This is a genomic window from Streptococcus mitis (assembly GCF_002096895.1).
In the GTDB taxonomy this organism is placed as follows: Bacteria; Bacillota; Bacilli; order Lactobacillales; family Streptococcaceae; genus Streptococcus; species Streptococcus mitis_AH.
Map to the genome: position 1 here is coordinate 691,560 of NZ_NCVI01000020.1, position 18,877 is coordinate 710,436.

The following is an 18,877-nucleotide window of genomic DNA, read 5'->3' on the forward strand; positions in this document are numbered from 1 at the left end:
ATAATTGAAAGACGTGAACGATATGAACATGTCCTTGCGGGTGCTTAGGAAAAAAATTATAAGTATGTCAAGTTTAAGAAAAACTTGATTGTTGGAGGATTTTTTAGATGAACGAATTTGAAGATTTGCTAAATAGCGTTAGCCAAGTTGAGCCTGGTGATGTTGTTAGTGCTGAAGTATTGACAGTTGATGCGACTCAAGCTAACGTTGCAATCTCTGGGACTGGTGTTGAAGGTGTCTTGACTCTTCGCGAATTGACAAACGATCGCGATGCAGATATCAATGACTTTGTTAAAGTAGGAGAAGTATTGGATGTTCTTGTACTTCGTCAAGTAGTTGGTAAAGATACTGATACAGTTACATACCTTGTATCTAAAAAACGCCTTGAAGCTCGCAAAGCATGGGACAAACTTGTTGGTCGCGAAGAAGAAGTTGTTACCGTTAAAGGAACTCGTGCCGTTAAAGGTGGACTTTCAGTAGAATTTGAAGGTGTTCGTGGATTTATCCCAGCTTCAATGTTGGATACTCGTTTCGTACGTAACACTGAGCGTTTTGTAGGTCAAGAATTTGATGCTAAAATCAAAGAAGTTGACGCTAAAGAAAACCGCTTCATCCTTTCACGTCGTGAAGTTGTTGAAGCAGCTACAGCAGCAGCTCGCGCTGAAGTATTCGGTAAATTGGCTGTTGGTGATGTAGTAACTGGTAAAGTTGCACGTATCACAAGCTTCGGTGCTTTCATTGACCTTGGTGGTGTTGACGGATTGGTTCACTTGACTGAATTGTCACACGAACGTAACGTATCACCAAAATCAGTTGTAACTGTTGGTGAAGAAATTGAAGTGAAAATCCTTGATCTTAACGAAGAAGAAGGACGCGTATCACTTTCACTTAAAGCAACAACACCTGGGCCATGGGATGGCGTTGAGCAAAAATTGGCTAAAGGTGATGTAGTTGAAGGAACAGTTAAACGTTTGACTGACTTCGGTGCATTTGTTGAAGTATTGCCAGGTATCGATGGACTTGTTCACGTATCACAAATTTCACACAAACGTATTGAAAATCCAAAAGAAGCTCTTAAAGTTGGTCAAGAGGTTCAAGTTAAAGTTCTTGAAGTTAACGCAGATGCAGAGCGCGTATCACTTTCTATCAAAGCTCTTGAAGAGCGTCCAGCTCAAGAAGAAGGACAAAAAGAAGAAAAACGTGCTGCTCGTCCACGTCGTCCAAAACGTCAAGAAAAACGTGATTTCGAACTTCCAGAAACACAAACAGGATTCTCAATGGCTGACTTGTTCGGTGATATCGAACTTTAATCAAATTGAAAATTCATAAAATCCTTTGTTTTCTAAACAAGGGATTTTTCTTTTGTCTGTAAGGCTTTTTTGATATAATAGTTCTATGTTAGAATCAGAAAAACAATCACGTTATCAAATGTTAAATGAAGAGCTCTCTTTTTTATTGGAAGGTGAAACCAATGTTTTGGCTAATCTTTCCAACGCCAGTGCTCTTTTAAAATCACGCTTTTCCAATACTGTATTTGCAGGCTTTTATTTGTTTGATGGAAAGGAATTGGTTTTAGGTCCCTTCCAAGGCGGTGTTTCCTGCATCCGTATTGCACTAGGAAAGGGTGTTTGTGGTGAGGCAGCTCATTTTCAGGAAACTGTTATTGTTGGAGATGTAACGACTTATCCCAACTATATTTCTTGTGATAGTCGTGCTAAAAGTGAAATTGTTGTGCCCATGATAAAGAATGGTCAATTACTTGGAGTTCTGGATTTGGATTCTTCAGAGATTGATGATTATGATGCTATGGATCGAGATTATTTGGAACAATTTGTCGCTATTTTGCTTGAAAAAACAGAATGGGACTTTACAATGTTTGGGGAGAAAGCCTAATGTATCAAGCACTTTATCGAAAATATAGAAGTCAAAACTTCTCCCAGTTGGTTGGTCAAGAAGTTGTAGCTAAGACTCTTAAACAAGCAGTGGAGCAAGAGAAAATAAGTCATGCTTATCTTTTTTCTGGTCCACGGGGAACGGGAAAAACCAGTGTAGCCAAGATTTTTGCCAAAGCTATGAACTGTCCAAATCAAGTGGGTGGGGAACCTTGTAATAACTGCTATATTTGTCAAGCAGTGACGGATGGTAGTTTAGAAGATGTCATCGAAATGGATGCAGCTTCTAATAATGGGGTCGATGAAATCCGTGAAATTCGTGATAAATCTACCTACGCCCCTAGTCTTGCCCGTTATAAGGTTTATATCATAGATGAGGTTCATATGCTGTCTACAGGGGCTTTTAATGCTCTTCTCAAGACGCTGGAAGAGCCAACACAGAATGTGGTCTTTATTTTAGCTACTACTGAATTGCACAAGATACCTGCTACGATTTTATCCCGTGTGCAACGTTTTGAATTTAAATCGATTAAGACACAGGATATTAAGGAACATATCCGCTATATCTTAGAAAAAGAAAATATCAGTTCTGAACCAGAGGCTGTGGAAATCATTGCCAGACGGGCTGAAGGTGGAATGCGAGATGCCTTGTCTATTTTAGATCAAGCCCTGAGTTTGACACAGGGAAACGAGTTGACGACTGCCATCTCTGAAGAAATTACTGGTACCATTAGTCTATCAGCCTTGGATGATTATGTGGCTGCCTTGTCTCAACAGGATGTTCCCAAGGCTTTGTCTTGTTTGAATCTTCTTTTTGACAATGGTAAGAGCATGACTCGTTTTGTGACCGACCTTTTGCACTATTTAAGAGATTTGTTAATTGTTCAAGCAGGTGGAGAAAACACTCATCATAGTCCAGTCTTTGTAGAGAATTTAGCACTTCCTCAGGAAAATTTGTTTGAAATGATTCGCTTGGCGACAGTCAGTTTAGCAGATATTAAGTCTAGTTTGCAGCCCAAGATTTATGCTGAGATGATGACCATCCGTTTAGCGGAGGTTAATCCTGAACTGTCTCTTTCAGGGGCGGTTGAAAGTGAAATTTCTGCACTGAGACAGGAAATTGCCCGTCTCAAACAAGAACTTGCCAATGTGGGAACTGTATCTAAGCCAACAAATCCAGCTCCTAGTCGTCCAACAGCAGGCAAGACAATCTATCGTGTGGATCGTAATAAAGTTCAATCTATCTTACAAGAGGCTGTTGAAAATCCTGATTTAGCACGTCAAAATCTGATTCGTTTGCAGAATGCCTGGGGAGAGGTGATTGAAAGTCTTGGAGGTCCTGATAAGGCTCTGCTAGTTGGTTCTCAACCGGTTGCGGCCAATGAACACCATGCTATTCTTGCTTTTGAGTCTAACTTCAATGCTGGTCAAACCATGAAACGGGACAATCTTAACACTATGTTTGGCAATATCCTCAGTCAGGCAGCAGGTTTTTCACCCGAAATTTTAGCCATTTCCATGGAGGAATGGAAAGAAGTTCGAGCAGCCTTTTCAGCCAAAGCCAAATCTTCTCAAACTGAAAAAGAAGCAGAAGAAAGCCTGATTCCAGAAGGATTTGAATTTTTGGCTGATAAAGTGAAGGTAGAGGAAGACTAAAGAAAGATTTCATGATACAATAAGTTTATGAATAGACAACAATTTATTATCATCGCGCTGTTTACAGCTGCTGAGACCTATTTTTTCAATGAAGCCTGGATGACTGGTCGTTATATTATGGCAGCCTTTTGGGCCATTTTGCTCTTTAGAAATTTCCGAGTTAGTTACTTGATGGGTAAAATAGTAGATGTCATTGACCAACATTTAAAAGGAAAAGACTAGTCCTCAGCTTCTAGACAAAATCAAAGCCTTTTAGGCTTTTTTTTGTTATACTATAAAAGTATATTTATTGACCTTTTACCGTATTTTCTAGGGAAATCAAGTATGTTTCCAGTAAGAACTGTAAAGGCCTTGAAAAAGAAAGGAACTATCATGTCAGTATTAGAGATCAAAGATCTTCACGTTGAGATTGAAGGAAAAGAAATTTTAAAAGGGGTTAACCTGACCCTGAAAACAGGAGAAATCGCCGCTATCATGGGACCAAATGGTACAGGTAAATCGACTCTTTCTGCAGCTATCATGGGAAATCCAAACTATGAAGTTACCAAAGGTGAAGTCTTGTTTGATGGCGTAAACATCCTTGAGTTGGAAGTTGATGAGCGTGCGCGTATGGGACTTTTCCTTGCTATGCAATACCCATCAGAAATTCCTGGAATTACCAATGCTGAGTTTCTTCGTGCAGCTATGAATGCTGGTAAAGAAGACGATGAGAAGATTTCAGTTCGTGAGTTTATCACTAAATTGGATGAGAAGATGGAATTACTCAACATGAAAGAAGAAATGGCTGAGCGTTACCTCAACGAAGGTTTCTCTGGTGGTGAGAAAAAACGCAATGAGATTCTTCAACTTTTGATGTTGGGACCAACTTTTGCCCTTTTGGATGAGATTGACTCTGGTCTTGATATTGATGCCCTTAAAGTTGTTTCTAAAGGTGTGAATGCTATGCGAGGTGAAGGCTTTGGTGCTATGATTATCACTCACTACCAACGTCTTTTGAACTACATCACACCTGATGTGGTACACGTCATGATGGAAGGTCGTGTTGTCCTTTCAGGTGGTCCAGAATTGGCTGCGCGTTTGGAACGTGAAGGATACGCAAAACTAGCTGAAGAACTTGGCTACGACTACAAGGAAGAATTGTAATTCCCTCGTATCTTTTAGGAGAAGTAAATGACTAAAGAAAATATTAAACTTTTTTCAGAAATGCACGCTGAACCAAGCTGGTTGGCTGACCTCCGTCAAAAAGCTTTTGACAAGATTGAGACTTTGGAATTACCAGTTATTGAGCGTGTCAAATTCCACCGTTGGAATCTGGGTGATGGAACGATTACAGAAAGTGAGCCATCAGCAAATGTTCCAGATTTCACAGCTCTAGATAATCACTTGAGGTTGGTACAAGTAGGAACTCAAACTGTTTTTGAGCAAATTCCAGTTGAATTGGCTGAACAGGGTGTCGTCTTTACAGACTTCCACTCAGCTTTAGAAGAAATTCCAGAGCTGATCGAAGAATTCTTCATGTCATCTGTTAAGTATGACGATGACAAGTTGGCAGCCTACCATACAGCTTATTTCAATAGTGGTGCTGTTCTCTATATTCCTGATAACGTTGAGATTAAAGAACCAATCGAAGGAATTTTCTATCAAGACAGCGATAGTGATGTGCCGTTTAACAAGCATATTATGATTATCGCTGGTAAGAACAGTAAGATTAGTTATCTGGAGCGTTTAGAGTCACGTGGTGGAGGTAGTGCTAAGGCAACTGCAAATATCACAGTTGAAGTGATTGCACGTTCTGGTGCGCAAGTCAAGTTTGCTGCGATTGACCGTCTAGGTGAAAACGTCACTGCTTACATTAGCCGTCGTGGTAAATTAGGCAACGATGCAAGCATTGACTGGGCAATCGGTGTCATGAACGAAGGGAACGTCGTTGCGGACTTTGATAGCGACTTGATTGGTAACGGTAGCCATGCTGACCTGAAAGTTGTAGCTCTTTCAAGTGGCCGTCAGGTACAAGGGATTGATACCCGAGTAACTAACTATGGTTGCAACTCAATCGGGAATATCCTTCAACATGGGGTTATTCTTGAAAAAGCAACCTTGACCTTCAATGGTATTGGCCACATTATCAAGGGTGCCAAGGGAGCAGATGCCCAACAAGAGAGCCGTGTTCTTATGCTGTCAGACCAAGCGCGTTCAGATGCCAATCCAATTCTTTTGATTGATGAAAATGATGTTACTGCAGGACACGCGGCTTCTATCGGTCAGGTAGATCCAGAAGACATGTACTACCTCATGAGCCGTGGTTTGGATAAGGCAACTGCAGAACGCTTGGTTGTTCGTGGTTTCCTTGGATCCGTCATCGTTGAGATTCCAGTCAAGGAAGTTCGTGATGAAATGATTGCAACGATCGAAGAAAAATTGTCAAAACGCTAAGGGGTAGCCTATGTTAGATGTAGAAGCGATTCGCAAGGATTTTCCAATTTTAGACCAGATTGTTAATGATGAACCATTGGTTTATTTGGACAATGCTGCGACGACACAAAAACCACTAGCAGTTCTGGAGACGATTAACCGCTACTATGAGCAGGACAATGCCAATGTTCACCGTGGGGTTCATACCTTGGCTGAACGAGCAACAGCATCTTATGAAGCAGCTCGTGAAACCATTCGTAAGTTTATCAATGCAGGCTCAATAAAGGAAGTTCTCTTCACTAGAGGAACGACGACCAGTCTGAACTGGGTAGCGCGCTTTGCTGAGGAAGTCTTGACTGAGGGAGACCAGGTCTTGATTTCCGTCATGGAACACCATTCCAATATCATTCCATGGCAGGAAGCCTGCCGTAAGACTGGGGCAGAGCTTGTCTATGTCTATCTCAAGGACGGAGCTCTGGATATGGATGATTTGCGAGCTAAATTGACTGATAGAGTCAAGTTTGTTTCCCTAGCTCACGCCTCAAATGTTCTGGGTGTAGTCAATCCGATTAAAGAAATCACGCAAATGGCCCACCAAGTTGGAGCCATCATGGTGGTGGATGGTGCTCAATCTACGCCTCATATGAAGATCGATGTCCAGGACTTGGATGTGGACTTCTTTGCCTTTTCAGGTCACAAGATGGCTGGTCCGACTGGTATCGGTGTTCTTTATGGCAAAGAAAAGTATCTGGAGCAAATGTCACCAGTTGAATTTGGCGGTGAGATGATTGATTTCGTCTATGAGCAATCTGCTAGCTGGAAGGAGTTGCCTTGGAAATTTGAGGCTGGAACACCAAATATGGCAGGTGCTATCGGACTAGCTGCAGCAGTGGATTATCTGGAAAAGATTGGTATGGATACCATTGAAGCTCATGAGCAGGAATTAATCTCGTATGTCTATCCAAAATTGCAGGCGATAGAAGGATTGACCATTTATGGTTCGCAGGACTTGTCTCAACGTTCAGGTGTCATTGCCTTTAACCTTGGGAATCTTCATCCTCACGACCTTGCTACAGCTCTGGATTATGAAGGTGTGGCAGTTCGAGCAGGTCACCATTGTGCGCAACCTTTGCTCCAGTATTTGGATGTCCCAGCAACAGCTCGCGCAAGTTTTTATATTTACAATACCAAGGCAGATTGCGACAAGCTAGTCGATGCCTTACAAAAGACAAAGGAGTTTTTCAATGGCACTTTCTAAACTAGATAGCCTTTATATGGCAGTGGTAGCAGACCATTCGAAAAATCCACATCATCAAGGGAAGTTAGAAGACGCTGAACAAATCAGTCTCAATAATCCGACCTGTGGAGATGTCATCAATCTCTCTGTCAAGTTTGATGCAGAAGACCGCTTGGAGGATATCGCTTTTCTAAACTCAGGTTGCACCATCTCGACTGCCTCTGCAAGCATGATGACAGATGCCGTTTTAGGAAAAACCAAACAAGAAATATTAGAACTTGCGACCATTTTTTCTGAAATGGTTCAAGGGCAAAAAGATGAACGTCAAGACAAACTTGGCGATGCAGCCTTCTTGTCAGGTGTTGCCAAATTCCCTCAACGAATTAAGTGTGCAACCCTAGCTTGGAATGCCCTGAAGAAAACAATTGAAAATCAAGAAAAACAGTAAGACAAGCTTCTTATGTCTTATGAATCAGTAAAACTGAAGAATGAAAGAAAGGATATTATGGCTGAAGAAAGAGTAGAACCAAAACCAATTGATCTTGGTGAATATAAATTTGGTTTCCATGATGATGTAGAGCCTGTCCTATCGACAGGAAAAGGATTAAACGAAGATGTCATTCGCGAATTATCGGCTGCTAAGGGAGAACCTGAGTGGATGTTAGAATTCCGTTTGAAGTCTTATGAAACCTTTAAAAAAATGCCCATGCAAACATGGGGAGCAGACTTATCAGAGATTGACTTTGATGACTTGATCTACTACCAAAAACCATCTGATAAACCTGCTCGCTCTTGGGATGAAGTTCCTGAAAAAATTAAAGAAACCTTTGAGCGTATCGGGATTCCTGAAGCTGAGCGTGCTTATCTAGCTGGTGCCTCTGCTCAGTATGAGTCAGAAGTGGTTTACCACAACATGAAGGAAGAGTTCCAGAAATTGGGGATTATCTTTACAGATACAGATTCTGCCCTCAAGGAATACCCAGACTTGTTTAAACAATACTTTGCCAAGTTGGTACCGCCGACAGATAACAAGTTGGCTGCCCTCAACTCAGCAGTATGGTCAGGTGGAACATTTATCTACGTACCAAAAGGTGTTAAGGTAGATATTCCGCTTCAAACTTACTTCCGTATCAACAACGAAAATACAGGTCAGTTCGAACGTACCTTGATTATCGTTGACGAGGGAGCGAGTGTTCACTACGTAGAAGGATGTACGGCACCAACTTATTCAAGCAACAGCTTGCATGCGGCCATCGTAGAAATCTTCGCCTTGGACGGAGCTTATATGCGTTATACGACTATTCAAAACTGGTCTGATAACGTTTATAACTTGGTAACAAAACGTGCTAAGGCTCAAAAGGATGCCACTGTTGAGTGGATCGATGGAAACTTGGGTGCCAAAACAACCATGAAATATCCATCCGTTTACCTAGATGGAGAAGGGGCGCGTGGTACTATGCTCTCTATCGCCTTTGCTAATGCAGGACAACACCAAGACACTGGTGCTAAGATGATCCACAATGCTCCACATACAAGTTCGTCTATCGTGTCTAAATCCATCGCTAAAGGCGGAGGAAAGGTGGACTACCGTGGACAAGTAACCTTTAACAAAAACTCTAAGAAATCTGTTTCTCACATCGAGTGTGACACCATTATCATGGATGACTTATCAGCATCAGATACTATTCCATTTAATGAAATTCATAACTCGCAAGTTGCTTTGGAACACGAAGCTAAGGTTTCTAAGATTTCAGAAGAACAACTCTATTACCTCATGAGCCGTGGCTTGTCAGAATCTGAGGCAACAGAGATGATTGTTATGGGATTTGTAGAACCCTTCACAAAAGAACTTCCAATGGAATATGCAGTTGAGCTGAACCGCTTGATTAGCTATGAGATGGAAGGATCAGTTGGGTAAGAATATGTAGAATCTGAGCAGGATTTATTCTGTTCGGATTTTTTTGAAAAATTATCTTATAAATATTCACAAAATCCCTTTTATATGATAAAATAAAACAATCATATTTAATGGAGATGAAGTATGAATATTTTTAGAACAAAAGATGTTAGCTTGGGACGTACTGAAATGCACCGTCATTTAAAAGTGTGGGATTTGATTTTATTAGGGATAGGTGCCATGGTAGGGACTGGGATTTTTACCATTACAGGAACCGCAGCAGCAACGCTTGCTGGTCCGTCACTGGTTGTATCCATAGTGATTTCTGCCCTGTGTGTTTCTTTATCTGCCCTCTTTTTCGCAGAGTTTGCTTCTCGTATTCCTGCAACTGGTGGTGCTTATAGTTATTTGTATGCAATTTTGGGTGAATTACCAGCTTGGATTGCTGGCTGGCTAACCATCATGGAATTCATGACAGCAGTTTCTGGTGTAGCTTCTGGCTGGGCCGCTTATTTTAAAGGTTTACTTAGTAACTATAGTATTTCAATGCCTCAAGCCTTAAATGGGACCTTTAACCCTGAGCAGGGTACCTATATAGACCTTTTACCTATTTTGGTACTGACACTGGTAACCGGTTTAGTTTTATTAAATTCCAAGGCAGCATTGCGTTTTAATTCGCTTCTAGTCGTCTTGAAATTCTCTGCTCTCGCTTTGTTTATTCTAGTTGGTATCTGGTATATTAAACCAGAAAATTGGTCCAACTTTGCTCCTTTTGGTTTTGGTCAAATTTATGGTGGAAGTACTGGAATAATGGCAGGAGCATCTTTGATGTTCTTTGGTTTCCTAGGATTTGAATCTATTTCGATGGCTGTTGATGAAATTCAAAATCCACAAAAGAATGTCCCACGAGGTATTGTTTTGTCTTTGACAATCGTAACGATTCTCTATGCTCTGGTTACATTAGTATTGACAGGGATTGTTCACTACAGCCAACTCAATGTGGATGATGCTGTAGCATTTTCATTGCGAAGTATTGGAATTGGTTGGGCAGCTAATTATGTATCATTAGTGGCTATTTTGACTTTAATAACAGTGTGTATTTCTATGACCTATGCCTTATCGCGTATGATTTACAGTTTAGCACGTGATGGTCTTTTACCTCGAAGTTTTAAGCAATTAAGCAAAACAAGTCGTGTTCCTAAAAATGCGACCATCTTAACTGGAGTTGCTTCTGCAATTGCAGCAGGAGTGTTTCCACTGGCTAGTATTGCAGCCTTTCTAAATATTTGTACGCTGGCTTATCTTATTTTATTGGCTTATGGAATTATAAAACTTAGAAAGAATAAGGGAATGCCTAAAGAAGGAGAATTCAAAACTCCCCTAGTTCCCTTGTTACCGATTCTCTCGATTCTAATCTGTCTTTCCTTTATGCTTCAATATAGTATAGAAACATGGATTGCGTTTGGCATTGCTCTTGTAGTTGGACTTGTGATTTACTTTACTTATGGCTATCGTCATTCTACACTTTCTGAATAAAGAAAAAGCTGGAACTTCCCAGCTTTTTGCTTACTCTTTTATATATGTGAAACCTTCTCCTAGGATTTCGTGAGCTTCTGTAATAGTTATAAAGGCTTGAGGATCAATTCGATGAATCATTTCCTTCATTTTCACAATTTCATTTCTTCCGACAATACAGTAAATGATTTTTAAATCTTCTTGACTATAATAACCTTGACCTGAGATGAAAGTAACGCCTCTACCTAGGTCATCATTAATCGCCTTAGCAAGTTGGTCAGGACGTTTGGTAATAATCATAAATCCTTTACCTGCGTAGCCACCTTCGCCAATCAAATCAATGACACGCGAAACGATAAAATCAAATAAGAGCGTGTAGGAAACCAATCTCAAGTCCTTGAAGATTAGGAGAATGAGCATGAGAATACAAAAATCTAAGATAAAGAGCAGTTTTCCCATTGATATATGAGTGTACTTGTTGAGAATACGAGCTACAATATCAGTACCACCAGTTGTACCTCCAGCATTAAAGATAATTCCAAGACCAATTCCCAATAGAATCCCAGCTATAAGGGCAGTGATTAGTAAATCACCTTGAAGATCAATATGAAGGGGAATACGTTCAAAAAAGGCCAACCAGGCGGACAAGGCTAAGGTTCCTAGTAAACTAGAATAGAGGGACTTTGCTCCAAAAATCTTCCAAGCTAGGATGAAAAGGGGAATATTAATCAGCAGGTTCATGAGAGAAACAGGGATTTTAAAAAGATAAAAGGTGATGAGGGTAATACCTGTCGCCCCTCCCTCAAAGAGATGATGAGGAACTACAAAATAAGTTAGACCAAAAGCATAGATAGCAGCACCTAGTAAAATGGTTAAAATGGGATAAATTTTTTTAATCATAGGGACCTCTTTTCTTATAAGTAGATTATATCAAATTTTTAAGGAAAATTTGAATGACTCCATTAGGATTTTTAATCTTTTTTTGATATAATTAAAAGTAAGAAAACCAATCTGAATCCTAAAATAGAAAGATTGATACTATGACAAAAATTAAGATTGTAACCGATTCATCTGTTACTATTGAACCTGAACTAGTAAAACAATTAGATATCACTGTTGTTCCGTTATCTGTAATGATTGATAATGTTGTTTATTCTGATGCGGATTTGAAAGAAGAAGGTAAATTTCTTCAGTTGATGCAAGAAAGTAAGAATCTTCCAAAAACAAGTCAGCCACCTGTAGGTGTCTTTGCTGAAGTTTTTGAAGACCTATGCAAAGATGGTAGCCAGATTCTTGCTATTCATATGTCTCACGCCCTTTCTGGCACTGTAGAAGCGGCACGTCAAGGTGCTAGCTTATCTACTGCCGATGTAACAGTTATTGATAGTTCCTTCACTGACCAAGCCTTGAAATTCCAAGTTGTTGAGGCTGCAAAATTAGCGCAAGAAGGCAAAGAGTTGGAGGAAATCTTATCTCATGTAGAAGAGGTTAAAAACCACACAGAACTCTATATTGGCGTTTCGACTTTGGAAAACCTTGTTAAAGGTGGACGAATTGGGCGTGTAACTGGATTGTTGAGCTCACTTCTCAATATACGTGTTGTCATGCAGATGAAGGACCATGAATTGCAGCCAATAGTTAAAGGTCGTGGAGCTAAAACTTTTAAAAAATGGTTGGATGAACTGATAACATCGCTCTCTGAACGTTCTGTAGCAGAGATTGGAATTTCATATTCTGGTAACGCTGATTGGGCAAAAGAGATGAAAGAAAGCTTACAAGCTTATGTTGAAAAGCCTATTTCAGTTTTGGAAACGGGCTCTATTATTCAAACTCACACGGGTGAGAATGCTTGGGCTGTTTTAGTACGTTACCACTCCTAAAAAAATAAATAAAATGGGAAGAAATAGTGTTTTTAACTTGACCTAAAAGGGATTTTAGGATATGATTATATTTGTTAATTAGAAATAAAATTGGAGGAATCATTAACATGGCAAACAAACAAGATTTGATCGCTAAAGTAGCAGAAGCTACAGAATTGACTAAGAAAGACTCAGCAGCAGCAGTTGAAGCTGTATTCGCAGCAGTAACTGAGTACCTTGCAGCTGGTGAAAAAGTTCAATTGATCGGTTTTGGTAACTTTGAAGTTCGTGAGCGTGCTGCACGTAAAGGTCGCAACCCACAAACTGGTAAAGAAATCAAAATTGCAGCTTCTAAAGTTCCAGCATTCAAAGCTGGTAAAGCTCTTAAAGACGCTGTTAAATAATGACACTTTAAAAAGCCTACTGTATCAAGCTTTCTAGCTTGATACAGTAGGCTTTTTTTAGATATAGTTTTTTCTTTTTAAAAGAGAATTTTTTTACAAAAAATCTTGGTTGTTTTGTTTATTTATGCTATAATAGGAACAATTATTTTTAGGAGGTGCAGTATGTCTTATTTGTTTGAGATATTACCGAGTCTATTGAGCGGTGCAAGCATGACTTTGCAGGTTTTTGCACTAGTCTTGATTTTTTCTATTCCCTTGGGCGTTTTGATTGCCTTTGCCTTGAAAGTCCATTGGAAGCTCCTCCATTACCTGATTAACATTTATATCTGGATTATGCGGGGTACACCCTTACTTTTACAATTGATCTTTATCTATTATGTGCTTCCAAGTATTGGGATTCGTTTGGATCGCCTTCCTGCGGCCATTATTGCCTTTGTTCTCAATTATGCGGCTTACTTTGCTGAAATCTTCCGTGGAGGGATTGATACCATTCCTAAAGGTCAATATGAAGCTGCTAAGGTTTTGAAGTTTAGTCCTTTTGACACAGTTCGCTATATTATCTTGCCCCAAGTGACCAAGGTTGTTCTTCCTAGCGTATTTAATGAAGTTATGAGTTTGGTCAAGGATACGTCCTTGGTCTATGCTCTCGGAATTTCAGACCTTATCTTGGCTAGTCGAACAGCTGCCAACCGTGATGCTAGCCTAGTTCCTATGTTCTTGGCAGGAGCCATTTACTTAATTTTGATTGGAATTGTGACTATTCTTGCCAAAAAAGTTGAGAAGAAGTACAGTTACTATAGATAGGAGGCTGCCATGTTAGAATTAAGAAATATCAATAAGCGCTTTGGTGAAAAGCAAATTTTATCTAATTTCAGTCTGAAAATTCCTGAAAAGCAAATCCTGGCTATCGTAGGGCCTTCTGGTGGAGGTAAGACAACTCTCTTACGTATGCTTGCGGGCCTTGAAACCATTGATTCAGGGGAAATTTTTTATAATGGAGAACCTTTAGAACTGGATGAACTGGAGAAGCGGAATCTACTGGGATTTGTCTTCCAAGATTTTCAACTGTTCCCTCATTTATCAGTTCTAGATAATTTGACCTTATCTCCTTTGAAAACAATGGGGATGAGGCAGGACGAGGCTGAGAAGAAGGCGCGAGGGCTTTTGGAACAGTTAGGATTAGCAGGGCATGCAGATGCTTATCCCTTCTCACTATCTGGTGGGCAAAAGCAACGGGTGGCCTTGGCGCGTGCTATGATGATTGACCCAGAAATCATTGGCTACGATGAACCAACTTCTGCCCTGGATCCAGAATTGCGCTTGGAAGTGGAAAAACTGATCTTGCAAAATAGGGAATTAGGGATGACGCAGATTGTCGTTACCCACGATTTACAGTTCGCTGAAAATATTGCGGACCAAATTCTCAAAGTTGAGCCCAAGTAGGAGGTGCCGATGACTAATAAGAAAATTGCTTTAGTATTGGTTTCTCTTCTGACTCTCTTTTTAACAGCTTGTACTCAGAAGGCTAGCGATCCAAAGCAGGATAACTGGGATAAGTATCAAGAGCAGGGAACGATTACTATTGGTTTTGACAATACCTTTGTACCCATGGGATTTGAAGAAAAGAATGGCCAATATACAGGCTTTGATATTGATTTGGCGCAAGCAGTTTCTGAAAAATTAGGTGTCAAGGTGCAATTCCAGCCAATCGACTGGGATATGAAGGAGACGGAACTGCAAAATGGAACCATAGATGCCATTTGGAATGGCTATTCTGCGACTGATGAACGCCGAGAAAAAGTTGCCTTTAGTATTCCTTATATGGAAAATCAGCAAGTACTAGTTACGAAGAAAAGCAAGCAAATTCGTTCAGTAGAGGATATGAAGGATAAGACCTTGGGAGCTCAAGCAGGTTCCTCTGGTTATTTAGACTTTGAAGCTCAGCCAGACTTACTGAAAAATCGTGTTAAAGACCAGAAGGGCAATCAATACCAGAGTTTCAATGAAGCCTTAATTGATTTGAAAAATGATCGGATTGATGCTTTGTTGATTGACCGAGTGTATGCTAATTATTACCTCCAGTCTGAGGGGATATTAAATGATTACAATGTCTTTTCAGCTGGATTTGAAAGTGAATCTTTTGCTGTTGGAGTTAGACCAGCTGATAAAAGATTATTAACAGTATTAAACCAAGCCTTTATTGAACTATACAAAGAAGGAAAGTTCCAGGAAATCAGCCAGAAATGGTTTGGAGAAGATGTGGCAACAAAAGAAGTGAAAAGTAGAGATTGAGTTTTTCCTCAGTCTCTTTTTGTATCGAAAAATCCTCTGGCAAGTACCAGAGGATAAGAGGTTATTTCATTGTTGGGAAGAGCAATACATCACGGATAGTAGTTGTATCAGTTAGGAGCATGCAGAGACGGTCGATACCGATTCCCAAACCACCTGTTGGTGGCATACCATATTCAAGAGCTTCAATGTAATCGTAGTCGATACCTGTTGCCTCATCGTCACCAAGTTCTTTAGCTTTAGCTTGGGCTTCAAAACGGCTAAGTTGGTCGATTGGATCATTCAATTCAGTAAAGGCATTTCCGTACTCTTTGGTCATGATGAAGAGTTCGAAACGGTCAGTAAAGCGTTCGTCTTCAGGATTCTTCTTAGCTAGTGGAGATACAGCTACTGGATGTCCATAGACAAAGGTCGGTTGGATCAAGGTTTCTTCAACAAACTCTTCAAAGAAAGCATTGATGATGTGGCCAACTTCAGTGTAATGTTTCTCAACTGGAACTTTCTTCTCAGCAGCGATAGCTTTAGCTTCTTCCAAAGTCATATCTTGCCAGAAATCTACACCAGTAATTTCCTTGATAGCATCCACCATGTGAACACGTTTAAATGGTTCGTTGATCTTGATTTCAGTACCTTGATAGTTAACAGGACCATCGCCTTTGACTGATTTAGCAGCATGTTGGATAATGCCTTCCGTCAAGTCCATGATGTCTTGGAAGTCAGCATAAGCTTGGTATACTTCGATAGAAGTAAATTCAGGGTTATGAGTAGCATCCATTCCTTCGTTACGGAAGATACGGCCAATTTCATAAACGCGTTCCATACCACCAACGATAAGGCGTTTTAAGTGAAGCTCAGTCGCAATACGAAGAACCATATCAATATTTTGGGCATTGTGGTGAGTGATAAATGGACGAGCAGCAGCACCACCAGCCTCGTTGTGGAGAACAGGTGTTTCCACTTCAAGGAAACCTTTTTGGTCTAGGTAACGACGGATTTCAGAGATGATTTTTGAACGAGTGACAAAACGCTCGAAGCTTTCACGGTTAGAAATCAAGTCCAGGTAACGTTTACGGTAAATGGTTTCAACGTCTGTCAAACCGTGAAATTTCTCTGGAAGTGGACGAAGGGCCTTAGACAAGTGTGTAATGTGAGTTGCCTTGATAGAGAGTTCTCCCATATCTGTACGCATCACTTCACCTTCGACACCAAGGAAATCTCCTAAGTCTGCTTTTTTGAAGATTTCGTAGTTTTCTTCACCGACAGCATCTTTACGAACGTAGATTTGGATTTGGCCTTCGCGGTCTTGAAGGTGGGCAAATCCAACTTTACCTTTACCACGTTTGGTTACCAAGCGTCCAGCGATAGTAGCTGTTTCGTTTTTATCGTGTAATTGTTCTTTATCGAGGTCAGCATATTTATCTTTTAATTCTTGTGAATTTGCAGTACGTTCAAAACGTTTTCCGAAAGGATCGATTCCTTGTTCACGGAGCGCAGCCATTTTTTCACGGCGAACGATCTGCTGGTCATTTAGTTCTTCCATATGTTCTGTTGACATGGGATCCTCCTAGTTTTACTCAAAATTGAATACGATGAGTCATTTTTTGCGATACTCCCATTTTATCATAAATAGCCAAGAAATTCACGGATAATCTTTCAAAACTAAAAAGAACTTGACGCTGAAATCAAGTTCTGTTATTGATAGGAAGTATCATTCCAAGTATCGAGAGTGAATGTTTCAAAATCATGGGTTTCTAGAATGGTCAGGCTGGCATTTGCTAGACCTCCATCTTTACGAAGAAGTGGCTCTTTATAACCTAGAAGAGTACGAAGACTGGCAGTAAGATTGGCGCCGTGACCGACAATTAGAATACGCTCAGCAGGACTATCTTTTAATGATTTGATAAATTGGATGGTCCGTTGTGTTGTGCTATAAAGGGATTCAGCTCCGAACATTTGAGTGTCAAATTGAGCCAGATTAGATCGGAAAGCTTTGATTTGTTGTGGATAAATAGATTCCAAGGTTGCGATTTTTAAACCTTCCAACTTCCCCAGCTGCCATTCACGGAGATTAGGGACACTTTCTAAAGGACAGGGGGTCTGGAGTTGACTTTGGATAATCTCAGCAGATTTGACCGCTCGAGGTAAATCACTTGAATAAATCTGATCAAAAGGAATTTCCTTGAGATACTGGCCAAGTTGTTTTAGGGTGTCAATGGATTCAGGAAGAAGGGGAGAATCTCCACTGGCACCTTGAAAGCGACCTTCTTGGTTCCAGACTGTACGACCGTGGCGGACAAAGTAGAGTTTCATTACTTACTGTCCTCCAAGATATCTGCAAAGTCAGCTTTTACAAAGCTAGCCAAGTCTTGTGGTGCGACGATAATGCTGTGACCAACTTCTCCAGCAGAGACAATCATTTGATCCAAGTCTAGAGCGATCTTATCGATAAAAATGGGGTAATTGTGTTTCTGACGAATTCCGACAGGATTATTGGCTCCATGAATGTAACCAGTTGTTTTTTCCAAATCCTTTTGGGGAATCATGCTCACTTTTTTATTGCCAGAAATTTTAGCTAGTTTCTTTTCAGACAAGTGTTGAGTGATAGGGACAATTCCGATAATCGGTCCTGTTTTATCTCCCAAAAGAGCCAAGGTTTTGAAAATCTGATCTCGTTCATAACCTTGAGGAAGCTCTCCTTCCAGGGCATTGATTTGAATCCCCTGATGTGGGATGCCTGCTTTAGACAGAATTTGTTCTACCAATGTTTTTTTGATTTTAACTTTTTTTGCCATTATTTATACTTATCCTCCAATTGGCTCATCCAAATACCAAGCCAGATTCCAAGTGCAAAGAAGAAGGCGATGATGACATACCCAACAAGAGAAATACCAGTGTATTGGATACTTTCAGCGTTTCCTGCATTTGGAATCAAGATCAAAAGGGTACTTGATAAGACGATTCCGATGATGAAATGATAGACGCGTGAGTGATAGTTGTTTAAGGCATAATCCATCAATTTTGAAAAAATAATGAGAGTTGCACCTGCCCCGATTCCAATCGGGAAGAAGGTTCCCAAGAGGTCAAAGGTTTTAAAACCAGTCAACATAGGAGCGTAGAGTCCCAAAATCAAAAGTAGGTTTGATGGACTGAGGCCAGGAACTAATACGCCAAGAGCCAGCAGTGCACCTGCTAGGACGAAATTAAGAAAGCTGGCACTTAAGGTTCCAACGACAAAATTTAAGGCATAGAGTCCTAATCCAGAAATGATAAAGGTTGTCCAGAACCAGGCCAAATCAATCTTGTCTCGGTCAGATTCTCGAGTTGATTCTTTGAGGAGGCTAGGAACTGTACCAATGATGGCACCCGCAAAGCTCCATAAGACAAAGACCTGATAATTTTCAAGTAGGTATTCAATCGGGTAGGAAAATAAGCCGATCCCCAGAAGCATGCCGATGGCAACTGGAATAAAATACAAAACATTTTCTTTAAAGTCTTTAAAGGGATGGGCTAGAAAGCCAATCATCCGTTCATAGATTCCTAAGATTGCTGCTAGAACCCCTCCGGAAATTCCCGGTAGAATAAATCCAAGAGCAATCACGATCCCTTTAATAACGCGTGTTAACCATGAGAGCATATTTTTCCTCCAACTATTTCTATTTCAAAAAATCCTTACTATATTGTATCACAATCTAAAACAAAAAGAAAAAGCAAATGAG

General features: G+C 40.3%; 20 protein-coding genes. 15 read left to right on the forward strand and 5 right to left on the reverse strand.

Going from position 1 to position 18,877, the window contains the following annotated elements:
- Positions 1–107 precede the first annotated feature (107 nt).
- The 10 genes from rpsA (at position 108) to B7697_RS08105 (ending at position 10,630) form a co-directional block, all read left to right on the forward strand.
- Complete coding sequence (gene rpsA, locus B7697_RS08060) at positions 108–1,310, forward strand: 30S ribosomal protein S1 (protein ID WP_064277006.1); 1,203 nt, start codon at positions 108–110, stop codon at positions 1,308–1,310.
- Between the two features lie 85 nt (positions 1,311–1,395).
- Positions 1,396–1,893, forward strand: coding sequence for a GAF domain-containing protein (locus B7697_RS08065; protein ID WP_084951215.1), 498 nt, complete (start codon positions 1,396–1,398; stop codon positions 1,891–1,893).
- A complete protein-coding gene (dnaX, locus tag B7697_RS08070; RefSeq protein ID WP_084951218.1) occupies positions 1,893–3,548 on the forward strand; it encodes a DNA polymerase III subunit gamma/tau in 1,656 nt (551 codons plus the stop codon). The genes B7697_RS08065 and dnaX overlap by 1 nt, the downstream gene beginning before the upstream one ends.
- 27 nt (positions 3,549–3,575) lie before the next feature.
- Positions 3,576–3,770 carry a DUF3272 domain-containing protein gene (locus B7697_RS08075; RefSeq protein WP_001081602.1) on the forward strand — a complete coding sequence of 65 codons (195 nt, stop codon included), beginning with the start codon at positions 3,576–3,578 and terminating at the stop codon, positions 3,768–3,770.
- 150 nt (positions 3,771–3,920) lie between these two features.
- Complete coding sequence (gene sufC / locus B7697_RS08080; RefSeq protein ID WP_033685054.1) at positions 3,921–4,691, forward strand: Fe-S cluster assembly ATPase SufC; 771 nt, start codon at positions 3,921–3,923, stop codon at positions 4,689–4,691.
- A 27-nt stretch (positions 4,692–4,718) separates the two neighbouring features.
- Entirely contained in the window at positions 4,719–5,981 is a 1,263-nt protein-coding gene (gene sufD / locus B7697_RS08085) for a Fe-S cluster assembly protein SufD (protein WP_033684974.1), read from the forward strand.
- 10 nt (positions 5,982–5,991) lie between these two features.
- Positions 5,992–7,218 carry a cysteine desulfurase gene (locus B7697_RS08090; RefSeq protein ID WP_033684975.1) on the forward strand — a complete coding sequence of 409 codons (1,227 nt, stop codon included), beginning with the start codon at positions 5,992–5,994 and terminating at the stop codon, positions 7,216–7,218.
- Entirely contained in the window at positions 7,205–7,645 is a 441-nt protein-coding gene (sufU, locus tag B7697_RS08095) for a Fe-S cluster assembly sulfur transfer protein SufU (protein ID WP_033684976.1), read from the forward strand. Before B7697_RS08090 ends, sufU begins: the two co-directional genes overlap by 14 nt.
- Positions 7,646–7,702: 57 nt before the next feature.
- Positions 7,703–9,115, forward strand: coding sequence for a Fe-S cluster assembly protein SufB (gene sufB / locus B7697_RS08100; RefSeq protein ID WP_000797054.1), 1,413 nt, complete (start codon positions 7,703–7,705; stop codon positions 9,113–9,115).
- Positions 9,116–9,238: 123 nt separating this feature from the next.
- The gene (locus tag B7697_RS08105; protein ID WP_084951220.1) at positions 9,239–10,630 is read left to right on the forward strand and encodes an APC family permease; all 1,392 of its coding nucleotides are present in this window, start codon (positions 9,239–9,241) and stop codon (positions 10,628–10,630) included.
- Positions 10,631–10,660: 30 nt separating this feature from the next.
- On the opposite strand, the gene B7697_RS08110 is transcribed toward B7697_RS08105, so the two are convergent.
- Entirely contained in the window at positions 10,661–11,509 is an 849-nt protein-coding gene (locus B7697_RS08110; protein WP_084951222.1) for a YitT family protein, read from the reverse strand.
- A gap of 140 nt (positions 11,510–11,649) precedes the next feature.
- On the opposite strand from B7697_RS08110, the gene B7697_RS08115 reads away from it, so the two are divergent.
- The 5 genes from B7697_RS08115 to B7697_RS08135 all read left to right on the forward strand — a co-directional run bounded on the left by B7697_RS08115 (position 11,650) and on the right by B7697_RS08135 (position 15,164).
- Positions 11,650–12,489: a DegV family protein gene (locus tag B7697_RS08115; RefSeq protein WP_084951224.1), complete on the forward strand. Its 840-nt coding sequence runs from the start codon at positions 11,650–11,652 to the stop codon at positions 12,487–12,489.
- Between the two features lie 107 nt (positions 12,490–12,596).
- Positions 12,597–12,872, forward strand: coding sequence for an HU family DNA-binding protein (locus tag B7697_RS08120; RefSeq protein WP_001284640.1), 276 nt, complete (start codon positions 12,597–12,599; stop codon positions 12,870–12,872).
- A gap of 162 nt (positions 12,873–13,034) precedes the next feature.
- Entirely contained in the window at positions 13,035–13,676 is a 642-nt protein-coding gene (locus tag B7697_RS08125; protein ID WP_084951226.1) for an amino acid ABC transporter permease, read from the forward strand.
- A gap of 9 nt (positions 13,677–13,685) precedes the next feature.
- The gene (locus tag B7697_RS08130; RefSeq protein ID WP_084951229.1) at positions 13,686–14,315 is read left to right on the forward strand and encodes an amino acid ABC transporter ATP-binding protein; all 630 of its coding nucleotides are present in this window, start codon (positions 13,686–13,688) and stop codon (positions 14,313–14,315) included.
- A gap of 9 nt (positions 14,316–14,324) precedes the next feature.
- On the forward strand, positions 14,325–15,164 hold the full coding sequence (locus tag B7697_RS08135; RefSeq protein WP_084951231.1) for an amino acid ABC transporter substrate-binding protein: 840 nt from the start codon (positions 14,325–14,327) through the stop codon (positions 15,162–15,164).
- A 61-nt stretch (positions 15,165–15,225) separates the two neighbouring features.
- Here B7697_RS08135 and lysS read toward each other — a convergent pair whose 3' ends face one another.
- The 4 genes from lysS to B7697_RS08155 all read right to left on the reverse strand — a co-directional run bounded on the left by lysS (position 15,226) and on the right by B7697_RS08155 (position 18,795).
- A complete protein-coding gene (gene lysS, locus B7697_RS08140) occupies positions 15,226–16,716 on the reverse strand; it encodes a lysine--tRNA ligase (RefSeq protein WP_000102451.1) in 1,491 nt (496 codons plus the stop codon).
- 137 nt (positions 16,717–16,853) lie between these two features.
- Complete coding sequence (locus B7697_RS08145; protein WP_084951234.1) at positions 16,854–17,471, reverse strand: histidine phosphatase family protein; 618 nt, start codon at positions 17,469–17,471, stop codon at positions 16,854–16,856.
- Positions 17,471–17,953, reverse strand: coding sequence for an aminoacyl-tRNA deacylase (locus tag B7697_RS08150; RefSeq protein WP_050278930.1), 483 nt, complete (start codon positions 17,951–17,953; stop codon positions 17,471–17,473). Before B7697_RS08150 ends, B7697_RS08145 begins: the two co-directional genes overlap by 1 nt.
- On the reverse strand, positions 17,953–18,795 hold the full coding sequence (locus B7697_RS08155) for a DUF368 domain-containing protein (protein WP_084951236.1): 843 nt from the start codon (positions 18,793–18,795) through the stop codon (positions 17,953–17,955). The genes B7697_RS08150 and B7697_RS08155 overlap by 1 nt, the downstream gene beginning before the upstream one ends.
- Positions 18,796–18,877: the final 82 nt, after the last annotated feature.